Genomic DNA, 14,618 nt, shown 5'->3' with positions numbered 1-14,618 from the left:
CCCGCCCGAGTCTGGCAGGGTGCCCAGGCGTGAGTCGCCTCGGTCTGTCCCGCACCGCCGCGCTGGGCGCGGGCCTGGTGACCGCCGCGGGTGCGGGTGCCCTCGCCTGGGGCGCCGGGTACGAGGTGCGCGCGTTCCGGCTGCGACGCCTCCGGGTGCCGGTGCTTCCGCCCGGTCAGGCGCCGCTGAGGCTCCTGCACGTCTCCGACCTCCACATGGTCGCCGGGCAGCGCGCCAAGCAGGACTGGGTCCGCTCGCTGGCGCGCCTGGAGCCCGACCTGGTCATCGACACCGGCGACAACATCACCTCCGCGCGGGCCGTGCCGGAGGTGCTGTCGGCGCTGGCGCCGCTGCTGGAGCTGCCTGGGGCCTACGTGCTCGGCTCCAACGACTACTACGCCCCCAGGCCCAAGAACCCCGCCGCCTACCTGTGGCGCCCCTCCCGCGCGCACGAGCGGCCCACCGCGCTGCCCACCGGGCAGCTCACGGACGCCTTCGACGCGGCCGGCTGGGTGGACCTCACCAACGCGCGCGGCCGCCTGCAGGTGGACGGACGCCGCCTGGACCTCGTGGGCGTGGACGACCCCCACCTGCAGCGCGACAGGTACCTGGACGTGGCGGGTCCCGCGGACCCGGCCGCTGACCTCTCGATCGGGGTCAGCCACGCCCCGTACCGCCGCGTGCTCGACGCCATGACCACCGACGGCCACCAGCTGCTCGTCGCCGGCCACACGCACGGCGGCCAGCTGTGCGTGCCCTTCGCGGGGGCGCTCACCACCAACTGCGACCTCCCGCGCTCCATGGCCAGGGGGCTGCACCGCTGGGAGCGGGGCCGGCGGTCCAGCTGGCTGCACGTCAGCGCCGGGCTCGGCACCAGCCCGTACGCGCCGGTGAGGTTCGCGTGCCCCCCCGAGGCGACCCTGCTCGAGCTGGTCGCGGCCTGACCGCCGGGCCGCGGGGCCCGCACGGCGGAACCGCGTCGAGGAAGGGTCCGGACCTCGGCTAGAGTGGTCCGCGCTGCTCCGGGGTGTGGCGCAGCTTGGTAGCGCGCTTCGTTCGGGACGAAGAGGCCGCAGGTTCAAATCCTGTCACCCCGACCACCACGACGAGGGCCCCCGCTGAGCGGGGGCCCTCGTCGTGCGAGCCCCGCCCACCGGCCCTCGGGCGATCGTGCAGAAGACCCGCACCCAGGACGCCCGGGTGCGGGTCTTCTGCATGATCGGCCCCGCCGGGGCCCGCGCGTCAGCGGCCGGCGAGCTCCGCGGCCACCAGCTCGGCGATCTGCGCGGTGTTCAGCGCGGCGCCCTTGCGCAGGTTGTCGCCGCAGACGAAGAGGTCCAGCGTGTGCGGGAAGTCCAGGGCCTGCCGGATGCGCCCCACCCACGTCGGGTCGGAGCCGACCACGTCGGCGGGCGTGGGGAAGTCGCCGCTGGCGGGGTCGTCGAGGACGACGATGCTGGGCGCCTCCACGAGCGCCTGGCGGGCGGCCTCCACCTTGATGGGCTTCTGGAAGGTGGCGTGCACCGCCAGGGAGTGCGTAGTGACCACGGGCACCCGCACGCAGGTCGCGGAGACCTTGAGGTCGGGGATGCCGAGGATCTTGCGGCTCTCCGCGCGGACCTTCAGCTCCTCGCTGGACCAGCCGTCGTCCTTGAGCGAGCCCGCCCACGGCACCACGTTGAGCGCCAGCGGGGCCGGGAACGGCGAGGGCTCGTCGCCCAGGCGCTCGGCGATCGCGGCGCGCACGTCACCGGAGCGCGTGCCCAGGGAGGGGTCGCCGGCCACCGCCTGCAGCTCCGCGTGGAGCCTGTCGATGCCGGGCTGGCCCGCCCCGGAGGCGGCCTGGTAGGAGGCCACGACCAGCTCGGTGAGCCCCCACTGCCGGTGCAGCGCCCCCAGGGCGTCCATCATCGTCAGCGTCGTGCAGTTGGGGTTGGCGATGATGCCGCGGGGCCTGCTGCGCAGCGCCGCGGGGTTCACCTCGGGGACCACCAGCGGCACGTCGGGGTCCATGCGGAACGCCCCGGAGTTGTCCACGACCACGGCGCCGCGGGCGGCGGCCACGGGCGCCCACTGCGCGCTGACCTCGTCGGGCACGTCGAACATCGCCACGTCGACGCCGTCGAAGACCTCCGGCGCCAGGGCCTGCACCTCGACGTCCTCCCCGCGCACCCGCAGGCGCTTGCCCGCGGAGCGGGCCGAGGCGACCAGGCGGATCTCGCCCCAGACGTCCTCGCGGGTGGACAGGATGCCCAGCATCACCGTGCCGACGGCGCCGGTGGCGCCGACTACGGCGAGGACGGGCCTGCGGCCCAGCGGCTGGCCCGTCGAGGGCGTGCCCACGGCGCTCACCGCCCCGTCCCGGCGTAGACGGTGGCGGGTCCCTCGGCGTCGCTGGCGTCCAGGCCGAAGGCGGTGTGCACCGCGCGCACGGCGTCGTCCAGGGCGCTGTCGCGGGTCACCACCGAGATGCGGATCTCCGAGGTGGAGATCATCTCGATGTTGATGCCGCTGTCGGCGAGCGCCTTGAAGAACCTCGCCGAGACGCCGGGGTTGCTGCGCATGCCGGCGCCGATGAGCGAGAGCTTGCCGACCTGGTCGTCGAAGCGCAGGGAGCCGAAGCGCACCGACGCCTGCACCTGGGACAGCGCCGTCATCGCCGCCTGCCCGTCGGCCTTGGGCAGCGTGAAGGAGACGTCGGTCAGCCCCGTCGCGGCCGTCGAGACGTTCTGGACGATCATGTCGATGTTGATGCCGGCGGCCGCGACGTGCTCGAACAGCTCGGCGGCGGTGCCCGGCTTGTCGGGCACCCCCACCACGGTGATCTTCGCCTCGCTGCGGTCGTGCGCGACGCCGGTGATGATCGCGTGCTCCACGGGAAGGTCCTCCATCGATCCGGCCACGAGCGTCCCGGGCCTGGGGCTGAACGAGCTGCGCACGTGCACCGGCACGCTGTAGCGGCGCGCGTACTCCACGCACCGGAGCACGAGCACCTTGGCGCCGCTGGCGGCCAGCTCGAGCATCTCCTCGTAGGTCACCGCCTCCAGGCGGCGGGCGCTGGGCACGATGCGCGGGTCGGCGGTGAAGACGCCGTCGACGTCGGTGTAGATCTCGCAGACGTCCGCGCCGAGCGCGGCGGCCAGGGCCACCGCGGTGGTGTCCGAGCCGCCGCGGCCCAGGGTGGTGATGTCCTTGGTCTCCACCGAGACGCCCTGGAACCCCGCGACGACGGCGACGTCGCCGGCGTCCAGGGCGTCGCGGATGCGGCCCGGGGTGACGTCGATGATGCGCGCCCGCCCGTGGGCGGAGTCCGTGATGACGCCGGCCTGGCTGCCGGTGAAGGAGCGCGCCTGGATGCCGAGGTTGGCCGTGGCCATCGCCAGCAGCGCCATCGAGATCCGCTCACCGGAGGTGAGCAGCATGTCCAGCTCGCGCGCCGGCGGCAGCGGGCTGACCTGCTCGGCGAGGTCGAGCAGCTCGTCGGTGGTGTCCCCCATGGCCGAGACCACCACGACGACGTCGTGGCCGGCCCGGCGGGTCTCGGCGATCCGCGCGGCCACCCGCTTGATGCCCGCGGCGTCGGCGACGGACGACCCGCCGTACTTCTGGACGACCAGGCCCACCGGGGGCACCTCCTGCGCAGCTCTGACCGCGCGGGGCGCGGGCACGGACCGGCACACGACTCTACCGGCGGCGGCGGTGCTGCCCGACCGGCCGCCCGTGCGCGAGGATCGGGGGATGGCGCCGCTGCAGATCACCGCCCTCACCGCCGAGCGGTCGGCGCTCGCCCTGCCGGACCTGCCCTGGGACGCCCCGCTGAGCCGCTGGCCCGCCGAGAACCTCGCCGCGCTGCCCCGCGGCATCTCCCGGCACGTGGTCCGCTTCGTGCGCCTGGCCGAGGCGGTGGTCGCCGTCAAGGAGAACACCGAGGAGCTGGTGCGCCGCGAGTACGGGCTGCTGCGCGTCCTGCGGCGCCTGGACGTGCCGTGCGTCGTCCCCGTCGCGGTGGTCACCGGGCGCACCGCTCCCGACGGCGCGGCGCTCGACCCGGCGCTGGTGACCCAGCACCTGCAGTTCTCCCTGCCCTACCGGGCGCTGTTCAGCCAGTCGCTGCGCCCCGACACCGCCACCCGGCTGGTCGACGCCCTCGCGGTGCTGCTGGTCCGCCTGCACCTGGCCGGCTTCTACTGGGGCGACGTGTCGCTGTCCAACACCCTCTTCCGCCGCGACGCGGGGGAGTTCGCCGCCTACCTCGTCGACGCCGAGACCGGGGAGCTGCACAACGAGCTGTCCGACGGCCAGCGGGAGAACGACGTCGAGGTCGCCCGCATCAACATCGCCGGTGAGCTCATGGACCTCGAGGCCGCGGAGTACCTCGACGAGGGCGTGGACCCGGTGGAGGTGGCCAACAGCATCGTCGAGCGCTACCACTCCCTGTGGGAGGAGCTGACGGGCCTGGAGTCCTTCGAGCAGGGCGAGCGCTGGCGCGTGCAGGCGCGCATCGAGCGGCTCAACGAGCTGGGCTTCGACGTCGGTGAGCTGTCCATCTCCACCGACGTCGGCGGCTCGGTGGTGCAGATCCAGCCCAAGGTCGTCGACGCCGGCCACCACTCCCGGCGGCTGCTGCGCCTGACCGGCATCGACGCCGAGAACAACCAGGCGCGGCGCCTGCTCAACGACCTGGACTCCTACGTGGCCGCCACCGACCGCCAGAACGACGACGAGGAGATCGCCGCCCACGACTGGCTGGCCCAGGTCTTCGACCCGGTGGTGCGGGCGGTGCCGCGCCGGATGCGGCGCAAGCTGGAGCCGGCGGAGGTCTTCCACGAGGTGCTCGAGCACCGCTGGTACCGCTCGGAGCAGGCCGGGCGCGACATCCCCCTGCTGGAGGCGGCCCGCTCCTACGTCGAGGAGGTGCTCTCCCAGCGCCCCGACGAGCAGGCGGTCATCCTGCAGACCGGGCTGATGGACACCGGTCAGATGGCGGCGGTGGGCATGGACCGCGACGAGGCGCCGCTGCTGGGCGCCTCCGGGCCCGACGACCCGGACGACCCCGAGTCCGACCGCATCGACGGCTGGCTGTCCAGCCACGGCTGAGCCGCACGGCCCCCGGGGCGCCGCGGGTGGTCCCGGCGCGCCGCGGGGGGCCGCGGCGCGACGGGCTCAGGCGCCGAGCTGCACGCGCGAGCCGCACCGCAGCCGGTCGGCGAAGGCGCCGCTCGCCAGGGCCGGAGCCCACAACCAGCCCTGGCCCTCCTCGCAGCCCTGCTCGGCCAGCCACGCGGCCTGGTGCTCGGTCTCCACGCCCTCGGCCACGATCGCCAGGTCGAGGGCGTGCGCCAGGGCGATGACGCCCGCGCACACGGGGGCCTCGCGGCCGGGCTCGACGGCGCTCACGAAGCTGCGGTCCACCTTGAGCAGGTCCAGCGGCAGCAGGCTGAGCCGGGCCAGGCTGGACCACCCCGTCCCGAAGTCGTCCACGGCCACCCGCACCCCGGCCGCGCGCAGCGCGTGCAGGTTGGCGACCACCACGTCGGAGTGCTCGTCGAGCAGGCCCTCGACGACCTCCACGACGAGGCGCTCACCGGGCAGGCCGGCGCGGTGCAGCGCGGCCACCACCCAGGCCGCGTAGTCGGGCTCGGCCAGCTCGGGCCCGGAGGCGTTGACGGCCACCGTGAGGGGCTCGCCGCCGTCGGGCACCGGCCACGAGGCGGCGTCCAGGCAGGCCCGCTCGACCACGTGGCGGCCCAGCGGCACGACCGCGCCGCTGGCCTCGGCCTGCGGGAGGAAGTCCCCGGGCGGCACGAAGCCGTCACCGCGGCGCCAGCGCACCAGGGCCTCGGCCCCCGTGGTGACCCCGTCGGACAGCCTCACCACCGGCTGGTAGTGGACCTCCACCGAGCCGTCGGCGAGCGCGTCGTACAGGCCCCGGACGGTGGGCAGCCCCGGCGTCCACAGGTGGCTCGAGCCGCGGCGGCTGCGCTTGGCGGCGGCCAGCGCGCCCTCCGCGCGGTCCACCACGTCCTGCACCTCGTCGCCGTGCTCGGCCAGCACGACCCCCGCGCTGACGGTGCGGCCCGGGGGCACGGCGGCGTGCAGCCCCTCGACCACCTCCCAGGCGGCGTCGACATCGCCTCGCAGCACCAGGGCGAACTGGTCGCCGCCCCAGCGGCCCAGCACGCCGGTGCGTCCCAGGCGCGCGCGCCACGCGGCGGCGGTCTCGCGCAGCACCTCGTCCCCGGCGGCGTGCCCCTCGCGCTGGTTGGTCACCTGCAGGTGGTCCATGCCCAGCAGCACCAGCACCACGGGCTCCCCGGTGTGCGACTCCGGCGCCAGCGCCCGGTGCAGGTGGTCCGTGGTGGTCGTGCGGTCGGGCAGGTGCGTCAGCGGGTCGATGCCGGAGGTCTCGGTGGCCCGGGCCAGGCTGCGCACCACCCCGGCGAGGGCCACCAGCACGCAGGCGACGACGACGAGGTCGCCCACCGCCAGCTCGCCGGAGGCGCCCAGCGCCGCGGACAGGCCGGCGAGGACGACGGCGAGGTGCACGCAGGCGACGGGGGCGGGGAAGAAGAACACGGCCGTGGCGGCCAGGACGGCGAACAGCCAGGCGTCGGCCCAGCCGTGGTCGGCGCCGATGAGCGCGACGCCCGCGGTGATCATGGTGGCGGCCGCGCCCTGCCACAGGTGGAAGTGCCACACCCGCGAGCGCAGCCTCAGCGAGCGCACGGCGCCGGCGGCGCCCGCGCCCGCGGCGGCGATCAGCAGCAGCAGGCCGCGGTGCTGCAGGTCGGGGCGCGCCAGGACCCCGACGACCACCACGAGCGCGCCCACCAGGTACAGCACGGCGGAGGTGCGGCTCATGACCTCGGCGGTCACCCCCGGCCTGCCGGTGGTGAAGACGTCGAGGGCGGCGCGCGCGGCAGCGCGCGCCGCGGGGGGTGGAACTCGTCGCACCCGACCGTCATCGGTGCCGGTGGCCACCGCCTTGAGCGGTGCCGCCGGCCCGGTCGGCGAGCGGGTGTGTCAGAGGCGGGCGCGCGCCCCGGCGGCCTCGCGGGCGCGGGCGACCTCGTACAGCGCGATGCTGCACGCCACGCCGGCGTTGAGGGACTCCACGGCGCCGGCCATGGGGATGGAGGCGACCAGGTCGCAGGTCTCGCGGACCAGCCGGGACAGGCCCCGGCCCTCCGAGCCGACCACCACGGCCACCGGTCCCTCGGCGATGCGGGCCACGTCGGGGGACCCGACCGGGGCGTCGGCGTCGGCGTCGAGCCCGATGACGAAGCAGCCGGCGGCCTTGGCCGCCTCCAGCGCGCGGGTGAGGTTGGTCTCGCGGGCCACGGGCAGGCGCGCCGCCGCGCCCGCGGAGGTCTTCCACGCGCTGGCGGTCATGCCCGCCGAGCGCCGCTCGGGCACCAGGACGCAGGAGGCGCCGAAGGCCGCGGCGGTGCGGACCACGGCCCCGAGGTTGCGGGGGTCGGTGACGCCGTCGAGGGCGACGACCAGGGGCGCCCGGCCCGCGGTGGTGTCGGCCTCGAGCACGTCGGCCAGGGAGGTGTAGCGGTAGGGCGGCACGGTGAGGACCAGGCCCTGGTGCACCGCGCCCCCGGCCATGCGGTCCAGCTCGGGCCGGGCGACCTCGAGCACGGGCAGGCCGCGGTCGGCGGCCGTGCGCAGCGCCTCGCGCACGCGGTCGTCGGTCTCGATGCGGGTGGCCACGTGCAGCGCGGTGGCGGGGACGCCGGTGCGCAGCGCCTCCACCACGGGGTTGCGCCCCGCGACGGCCTCGTTGCCGGCGCGGCTGGTGGTGGTGCGCCCGGTGGGGCGCTGCGCGCGCAGGCCGTCGTCGGTGGGACGGCTGGTGCCCTCCCCGGCGCGGCGGGCGGCGGCAGCGGCGCGGCGCGCGGCGGGGTGGCCGGTGCGCTCCTCGGCGGGCGGGGTGGGCCCGCGGCCCTCCAGCCCGCGGCGGTTCTTGCCGCCGGTGCCGGTGGTGGGGGTCTTCTTGGAGCCGGCCTTGCGCACGGCGCCGCGCCGGGACGAGTTGCCGGCCATGGGTGCTCCTGTCGGGGTCTGCTGCGGGTGCTGGAGGTGCTGGGGCTGCTGGAGGTGCTGGGGCTGCCGCGGGGTGCCGGGGCAGCGCGGTCAGCCGAGGGACCAGCGGGCCCCGTCGGGGGAGTCCTGGACGACCACGCCGGCGCGGGCGAGCAGGTCGCGGATGGCGTCGGCGGCCGCGAAGTCCTTCTCCGCCCGGGCGCGGGCACGGGCCTCGAGCTGGGCCTGGACGAGGACGTCGAGGGCGGAGGCCTGGGCGGTGGCCGCCGCGCCGCCCGCGCCGGTCCAGTGCGGGTCGAGCGGGTCGATGCCGAGCGTGCGCACGATGGCGGTGACGTCGTTGGCGGCGGCGACGGCGAACTGCTCGCGCCCGGCGTCCAGCGCCACGTTGCCGGCGCGCACGGTGTCGTGCAGCACCGCCAGGGCGCCGGGGACGTTGAGGTCGTCGTCCATGGCGGCGGCGAAGGCCGGGGGGATCCGCAGCGCGGGGGCGGCTGCGGAGCGCGACCGGTGCTGGTCGACGGCGGGCTGCACGCGGCGCAGGAAGGTCTCCACGCGGCCGACGGCGGCCTCGGCCTCGGCCAGGGAGGTCGGGGAGTGCTCCAGCGCCGACCGGTAGTGCGCCGAGCCGAGGTAGTAGCGCAGCGCCAGCGGCGTCGTGCGCTCCAGCACGGTGGAGACCTGCAGGGAGTTGCCGAGCGACTTGCTCATCTTCTCCCCGCCCTGGGTCACCCAGCCGTTGTGCAGCCAGTACGAGGCGAAGCCGAGCCCGGCGGCGCGGCTCTGCGCCTGCTCGTTCTCGTGGTGGGGGAAGCGCAGGTCCAGGCCGCCGGCGTGGATGTCGAAGGCGTCGCCGAGGTAGCGGCGCGCCATCGCCGAGCACTCCAGGTGCCAGCCGGGGCGCCCGCGCCCGAAGGGCGTCGGCCAGGAGGCGGTGGCGGGCTCGGTGGGCTTGGCGCCCTTCCACAGGGCGAAGTCGCGCGGGTCGCGCTTGCCGCGCGGGTCGGCGTCCTCGGCGGGGGCGACGTCGTCGAGGGAGACGTGCGTCAGCGCCCCGTACTCCGGGAAGGAGCGGACGTCGAAGTAGACGTCGCCGGAGCCGTCCGCGGCCGCGTACGCGTGGCCGCGCTCGACCAGGAGCTCCATGAGCTCGACCATCTCCGGCACGTGCCCGGTGGCGCGTGGCTCGTAGGTGGGGCGGCGCACGCCGACGGCGTCGTAGGCGGCGGTGAACGCCTGCTCGTGGGTGTACGCCCACGCCCACCACGGCCGGCCCGCCTCGGCGGCCTTGGTGAGGATCTTGTCGTCGACGTCGGTGACGTTGCGCACGAAGGTGACGTCGAGCCCGTGCCCGGCCTCCAGCCAGCGCGCGAGGACGTCGAAGGCGACGCCGGAGCGCAGGTGGCCGATGTGCGGCGGGGCCTGCACGGTGGCGCCGCACAGGTAGATGGAGGCCGCTCCGGGGGTCAGGGGCGCGAAGTCGCGCACGGCGGCGGCCTCGGTGTCGTACAGGCGGAGTGGCACCCCTCCAGGCTATCGGCGCTGGCGGGCGCGGCGTCCCGCGCGCCGCCCCGCCGGGGCGCTCGGCTGGTGCACCAGTCCTGCGCCGGGCGGCGGCCCGTGGTGACGCGGACCGCGCCTCGCTAGCGTCGGGCCATGCCGCACACCGTCAAGGGCGTCGTCGCCCTCAGCAAGGGAGCTCCCGTCGAGCTCGTCGACGTCGTCGTCCCCGACCCGGGCCCGTTCGAGGCGGTCGTGGACGTGCAGGCCTGCGGGGTGTGCCACACCGACCTGCACTACCGCGAGGGCGGCATCTCCGACGACTACCCCTTCCTGCTCGGCCACGAGGCCGCCGGCGTGGTCTCCGCGGTCGGCGAGGCCGTCACCGACGTCGCCGTCGGCGACCACGTGGTCCTCAACTGGCGCGCTGTGTGCGGCTCCTGCCGCGCCTGCCGCCGCGGGCGGCCCTGGTACTGCTTCGCCACCCACAACGCCGCGCAGAAGATGACCCTGGCCGACGGCACGCCCCTCTCGCCGGCGCTCGGCATCGGCGCCTTCGCGGAGAAGACCCTCGTGCACGCCGGGCAGTGCACCAGGGTCGACCCGGCCCTCCCGGCCGCCGCCGCGGGCCTGCTCGGCTGCGGGATCATGGCGGGCTTCGGCGCCGCGGTGAACACGGGCGCGGTGACCCGCGGTGACTCCGTGGCCGTCATCGGCTGCGGCGGCGTGGGCGACGCCGCCATCGCCGGCGCGGTGCTGGCGGGGGCCACCACCGTCATCGCCGTGGACGTCGACGACCGCAAGCTCGAGGTCGCGGAGCGCTTCGGGGCCACCCACACGATCAACAGCCGCCAGAGCGACCCGGTCGAGGGCGTGCGGGCCCTCACCGGCGGGAACGGCGCCGACGTCGTCGTCGAGGCGGTGGGGCGCCCCGAGACCTACCGCCAGGCCTTCTACGCCCGCGACCTCGCCGGCACGGTCGTCCTCGTCGGCGTCCCGACGCCCGAGATGGAGCTGACCCTGCCGCTGCTCGACGTCTTCGGCCGCGGCGGGGCGCTGAAGAGCAGCTGGTACGGCGACTGCCTGCCCGAGCGCGACTTCCCGGTGCTCGCCGCGCTGGCGCTGCAGGGCAGGTTCCCGCTGCAGGACTTCGTCTCCGAGACCGTCGGCCTGGGCGACGTCGAGGAGGCCTTCGCCGCCATGGGACGCGGCGACGTGCTGCGGTCGGTGGTGGTCCTGTGAGCGCCGGCGCTGGCGCGCTGCGCCTGGACCGGTCCACCGCCGAGGGCACGTTCAGCCTGGACGGGCAGACCTTCGACGTCGAGAACAACGTGCTCGTGCTGGGCGACGACGCCGAGTGCCTGGTCGTCGACGCCCCGCACGACCTCGGCGCCATCGCTGAGGTCGTGGGCGACCGCCGCGTGGTGGCCGTGGTGTGCACCCACGCCCACGACGACCACGTGCGCCTGGCCCCCGCAGCGGGCGAGCGGTTCGCGGCGCCGGTGCTCCTGCACCGCGCCGACCTCGGCCTGTGGACCCTCACCCACCCCGCGGCGGCGCCCACCGAGCTGCTCGAGGACGGCCAGGTGCTCACCGTGGCCGGCACCGAGGTGCACGTGCTGCACACCCCGGGGCACTCCCCCGGCTCGGTGTGCCTCTACGTGCCCGCGCTGGAGACGGTGCTCACCGGGGACACGCTCTTCGCCGGGGGCCCCGGCGCCACGGGGCGCTCCTTCAGCGACTTCCCCACGATCATCGACTCGATCCGCGAGCGGCTGCTGGCGCTGCCCCCGGCCACCACCGTGGTGCCGGGCCACGGCGGGACGACCACGGTCGGCGACGAGGCCCCGCACCTGCAGGAGTGGATCGACAGGGGTCACTGACGTGGAGGCCCGAGGCGGTGGCCGGGCGGCCCTGGAGGTGCACCTGGAGCGCAGCGCCGGGGCGCCCGCGCCGTGGCAGCAGGTGCACGACCAGGTGGTCGCCGCGGTCGACGAGGGCCGCCTGCTCCCCGGCGACCGGCTGCCCACGGTGCGGGCGCTGGCCGAGCAGCTGGGCGTGGCCGCCGGGACGGTGGCCCGCGCGTACCGGGCGCTGGAGGCCTCCGACGTCGTGAGCACCGCCAGCCGCGCGGGCACCGTGGTGCGCGACCGCTCCGCGCAGCGGGGCGACGCCGCGGCCCGCGCGGCGGCGGCGTCCCTGGCGCGGGAGGCGCTCGCCGCGGGCCTGGACGACGACGCCGCGCTGTCCCTGCTGCGCGGCGCCCTGGCGGCGGCCCGGGGGCGCTCACGGCGGCCCCGCGACCGTTGACGCCCGTCACCCATTGTGTCAAAGTATCGACACAATAACCCTCGACGGCGGGGTCCCTCGGGAAGCGGTGACGCGTGTCCGGCATCGGTCTGGCCCTGCCCGTGCTCGTGCTGGTGGCGGCGTGCGCCTACGCCCTCGTGCTGGCCCTCGCCCTGACGGCGGTGCGCAGCCGCGACCTGCCGCGCAGCCTCGCGGCAGCACGGCGCTACGGGACGACGACGGGCGTCCTGGCCGTCGTGTGCGGCGTGCTGGCCGCCACGGCCGTGGCCGCCCTGGGCCTCGCCGACCGGCTGGGCTCGGGCGTGACGGCCCTGCTGGTCCCCCTGGGCTACGCCGCCGCCCACACGCTGGTGCTGGTCGCCGGTGAGGCCGGGTGGCCGCGCCCGCGCGGCCCCGTGCGCAGCGCCGTCCTGCGCGCGCGCTCGGTCGCCCGGGTCTCCTCCGCCGGCTGGCGCCGGCTGCTGTGGTCCGCGGCGGCCGCGGTGCTCGCCGTGGGTGCGCTGGGCGCGGCCACGGCGGACCGCAGCGGCCGGAGCGTGACCGTCGGTCCCCGCCCTCCCCTGGCCGAGGGGGCCGTCTCCAGCTCCGCCGGCCCCTACCCGGGCACCGTCTTCGCCGTCCCTGCGGCGGTGGGGACCGCGCTGCTGCTCGTGCTGGTCCTGCTCGCCCTGCACCTGGTCGCCTCCCGCCCCGCCGTCCACGGCGCGGCCGCCGCCGACGACGCGGTGCTGCGCCGCGCGTCGGCGCACCGGGTCCTGCGGGGGGCGTGCACGGGGCTGCTGGCGACCGCGGGCGGGATGCTCGTCGTGGGCGGCCTGTCCCTGCGCAGCGCCGCGCAGCCCGTGCTCGTCGGCGTCGACGGCGCCGTCACCGCCGCCGGGGGCAGCGGGGCGCTGGCAGCAGCGGGTGCGGGCGCCGTGGTCGTGGGCGTGGTCGCCGTCGCCGGCGCCCTCGCGGTGGCGCACCTGCCGGCGCCCCGCCTGGCCGCAGCGGGCGACCTCCCGCAGCCGCGGGTCGCGCTCCGGGCGCCCGGGCGCGCGTGAGCGGCCCCGCGGGCCCCGGGGCGGGCGCCGGGGCGGGCCCCGGACCCGGCGACCTGGTCATCGTCGTCGACACCACCTCCGCGGTGCCTCCCTACGAGCAGGTCCGCTCCCAGGTCGCGGCGCACGTCGTCGCCGGTCGCCTGGCCCCCGGAGACCGCCTCCCGACCGTCAGGGCCCTGGCCGCCGACCTCGGCATCGCCGTGGGGACCGTGGCGCGGGCCTACCGGGAGCTCGAGGCCGGCGGGCACGTGCTCTCCCGCCGGCGCACCGGGACCGTCGTCGCCCCGGTCGCCGGGCGGGGCCCCGCCCGGGCCGCGCACGGGGCTCCGGTGGGACCCGGGAGCGCAGCGGCCGCCGCCGGCACCGAGCGGGTGCGGGCGGCGGCCGTCGAGGTGGCCCGCGTCGGCAGGGAGGCGGGCTGGGACGACGAGCAGGTGCTCGCCGCGGTGCGCGGCGCCCTGCTCGCCGACGGCGCCGCGGGTCGGCCCGCAGCGCCGCGTGCGGCAGGGACCGCCCGGGAGCCCGTCAGGTCGTCGTGAGGCGGGCGTCCTCGTTGTTCGTGCCCGCGGGGAAGAAGCCGCCGGAGCGCACGCCCTGCGCCGGGGTGAGGTAGGCGATGTTGTGCACCTGCTGCGGCGTGCGGCTGAAGGCGATGGCGCTCGCGTCGACGGGGGTGGTGTTGATCCGGCCGCCGGCCAAGGAGGCGCCCTGGTCGAGGTCGGTCTTCCCGTCGAGGGAGTCGCGGGCGTCGGAGATCTTGTTCGCGGCGCCGGCGAGGCCCTCGGTGTAGATGACGGTGCGCACGGCGCCGGCGTGGTACGCCTCCACGGCGAGGATGCCGGCGGCGGCGTCGAGGTAGGTCTTGCTGCTGATGAGCCGCGCGCCGCCCTTGTAGGCGGTCACGCCGACGTCCTCGAAGAGGAAGGCGCCCAGCAGGAAGCTCTGGTCGTCGGCGAAGGGGTCGAAGGTCTGGCCCTGCCCGATGAGCCCGGCCGCCCGGGCGGCTGCGGTGAAGGCCCCGGTGAAGTCGATCGCCGGGCGCGCGACGGCGGCGCCGCCCAGGGCCCCGCGCAGGAACTTCACGTGCGCGACCTCGTCGTTGGCGATCTCCTCGGCGAGGCCGCGCACCAGCTTGCTCCTGAAGTGGACCTTGCGGCCGCCGGTGACCTCCCCGCGAGCCAGCCTGCCCGTGGTCAGGCCGTCGTCGAGGCCGCGGCCGGAGACCGCGCGCGAGTAGAACTCCGCCTCGAGGTACTCGAGGTTGAGCGCGAAGTTGAGGATGGCCCCGTCGCTGATCGCGCCGCCCCCTCCGCCCCCGCCGCCGGTGGCCGAGGCCGGGGCCGCCACGGCGGTGGCCCCGAGCACGCCGAGGCCCGCCACGCCGGCCGTGCGCAGGAACGCCCGGCGGTCGGCGCCGCTCTCGGCGCTGCGCGAGATCATGTCCGTGACGAGCTGCTTGCCGAACATCCGCGTCTCCTCCTGAGGTGGCGGGGGCCCCCGTCGGCTCCCTCCCGCCACCCGTTCGGAGCAGCCCGGCCCGCGGATGGGCCCAGACCGGGACGAACCGCCCGGACCCCGCGGGCCGGGGGCCCGGCACGGGCGGAGCGGACCCGCTGTTGCCCCCTCGAGGGGGGCGCGGAATGCTCGGAGGGGACGGCGCGCCACCGCCGCTGGCAGGAGGGCGCGACGCACCTGACGGGCCGCCCGGCAGTC

The 14,618-nt window shown here is 76.6% G+C and carries 13 protein-coding genes and 1 tRNA gene; 8 read left to right on the top strand and 6 right to left on the bottom strand.

Going from position 1 to position 14,618, the window contains the following annotated elements; genetic code table 11:
• Nucleotides 1–29 precede the first annotated feature (29 nt).
• Both ACUN9U_RS02100 and ACUN9U_RS02095 read left to right on the top strand, forming a co-directional pair.
• Nucleotides 30–944 carry a metallophosphoesterase gene (locus tag ACUN9U_RS02100; protein ID WP_445483272.1) on the top strand — a complete coding sequence of 305 codons (915 nt, stop codon included), beginning with the start codon at nucleotides 30–32 and terminating at the stop codon, nucleotides 942–944.
• Between the two features lie 79 nt (nucleotides 945–1,023).
• Nucleotides 1,024–1,100 (top strand) — tRNA-Pro (locus ACUN9U_RS02095).
• Nucleotides 1,101–1,242: 142 nt separating this feature from the next.
• Here ACUN9U_RS02095 and ACUN9U_RS02090 read toward each other — a convergent pair.
• Both ACUN9U_RS02090 and ACUN9U_RS02085 read right to left on the bottom strand, forming a co-directional pair.
• On the bottom strand, nucleotides 1,243–2,352 hold the full coding sequence (locus tag ACUN9U_RS02090) for an aspartate-semialdehyde dehydrogenase (RefSeq protein ID WP_445483271.1): 1,110 nt from the start codon (nucleotides 2,350–2,352) through the stop codon (nucleotides 1,243–1,245).
• A complete protein-coding gene (locus ACUN9U_RS02085; protein WP_445483492.1) occupies nucleotides 2,349–3,623 on the bottom strand; it encodes an aspartate kinase in 1,275 nt (424 codons plus the stop codon). Before ACUN9U_RS02085 ends, ACUN9U_RS02090 begins: the two co-directional genes overlap by 4 nt.
• A gap of 115 nt (nucleotides 3,624–3,738) precedes the next feature.
• Between ACUN9U_RS02085 and ACUN9U_RS02080 the strand changes: the two genes are divergently transcribed.
• Entirely contained in the window at nucleotides 3,739–5,097 is a 1,359-nt protein-coding gene (locus ACUN9U_RS02080; RefSeq protein ID WP_445483270.1) for a DUF4032 domain-containing protein, read from the top strand.
• A gap of 66 nt (nucleotides 5,098–5,163) precedes the next feature.
• On the opposite strand, the gene ACUN9U_RS02075 is transcribed toward ACUN9U_RS02080, so the two are convergent.
• The 3 genes from ACUN9U_RS02075 to cysS form a co-directional block, all read right to left on the bottom strand.
• Nucleotides 5,164–6,981: a putative bifunctional diguanylate cyclase/phosphodiesterase gene (locus tag ACUN9U_RS02075; RefSeq protein ID WP_445483269.1), complete on the bottom strand. Its 1,818-nt coding sequence runs from the start codon at nucleotides 6,979–6,981 to the stop codon at nucleotides 5,164–5,166.
• 42 nt (nucleotides 6,982–7,023) lie between these two features.
• The gene (rlmB, locus tag ACUN9U_RS02070) at nucleotides 7,024–8,052 is read right to left on the bottom strand and encodes a 23S rRNA (guanosine(2251)-2'-O)-methyltransferase RlmB (RefSeq protein WP_445483268.1); all 1,029 of its coding nucleotides are present in this window, start codon (nucleotides 8,050–8,052) and stop codon (nucleotides 7,024–7,026) included.
• A 90-nt stretch (nucleotides 8,053–8,142) separates the two neighbouring features.
• Nucleotides 8,143–9,576 (bottom strand): cysteine--tRNA ligase, encoded by a 1,434-nt coding sequence (gene cysS / locus ACUN9U_RS02065; RefSeq protein WP_445483267.1) that lies wholly within the window; start codon nucleotides 9,574–9,576, stop codon nucleotides 8,143–8,145.
• A 132-nt stretch (nucleotides 9,577–9,708) separates the two neighbouring features.
• Here cysS and ACUN9U_RS02060 point away from each other — a divergent pair, with 132 nt between their 5' ends.
• From ACUN9U_RS02060 to ACUN9U_RS02040, 5 genes are all read left to right on the top strand, one after another.
• Complete coding sequence (locus ACUN9U_RS02060) at nucleotides 9,709–10,794, top strand: S-(hydroxymethyl)mycothiol dehydrogenase (RefSeq protein ID WP_445483266.1); 1,086 nt, start codon at nucleotides 9,709–9,711, stop codon at nucleotides 10,792–10,794.
• Nucleotides 10,791–11,435, top strand: a complete 645-nt coding sequence (locus ACUN9U_RS02055; protein ID WP_445483265.1) for an MBL fold metallo-hydrolase — start codon at nucleotides 10,791–10,793, stop codon at nucleotides 11,433–11,435. Before ACUN9U_RS02060 ends, ACUN9U_RS02055 begins: the two co-directional genes overlap by 4 nt.
• 1 nt (nucleotide 11,436) lies before the next feature.
• Nucleotides 11,437–11,862 carry a GntR family transcriptional regulator gene (locus tag ACUN9U_RS02050; RefSeq protein ID WP_445483264.1) on the top strand — a complete coding sequence of 142 codons (426 nt, stop codon included), beginning with the start codon at nucleotides 11,437–11,439 and terminating at the stop codon, nucleotides 11,860–11,862.
• A gap of 74 nt (nucleotides 11,863–11,936) precedes the next feature.
• A complete protein-coding gene (locus ACUN9U_RS02045) occupies nucleotides 11,937–12,905 on the top strand; it encodes a hypothetical protein (RefSeq protein WP_445483263.1) in 969 nt (322 codons plus the stop codon).
• Nucleotides 12,902–13,444 carry a GntR family transcriptional regulator gene (locus ACUN9U_RS02040; RefSeq protein WP_445483262.1) on the top strand — a complete coding sequence of 181 codons (543 nt, stop codon included), beginning with the start codon at nucleotides 12,902–12,904 and terminating at the stop codon, nucleotides 13,442–13,444. Before ACUN9U_RS02045 ends, ACUN9U_RS02040 begins: the two co-directional genes overlap by 4 nt.
• Here ACUN9U_RS02040 and ACUN9U_RS02035 read toward each other — a convergent pair.
• Nucleotides 13,431–14,372 carry a ferritin-like domain-containing protein gene (locus ACUN9U_RS02035; RefSeq protein WP_445483261.1) on the bottom strand — a complete coding sequence of 314 codons (942 nt, stop codon included), beginning with the start codon at nucleotides 14,370–14,372 and terminating at the stop codon, nucleotides 13,431–13,433. The two genes, ACUN9U_RS02040 and ACUN9U_RS02035, sit on opposite strands and share 14 nt — an antisense overlap.
• Nucleotides 14,373–14,618 lie beyond the last annotated feature (246 nt).

Source organism: Quadrisphaera sp. KR29, from assembly GCF_052644995.1.
This window is presented reverse-complemented; position numbering and strand designations above follow the sequence as displayed.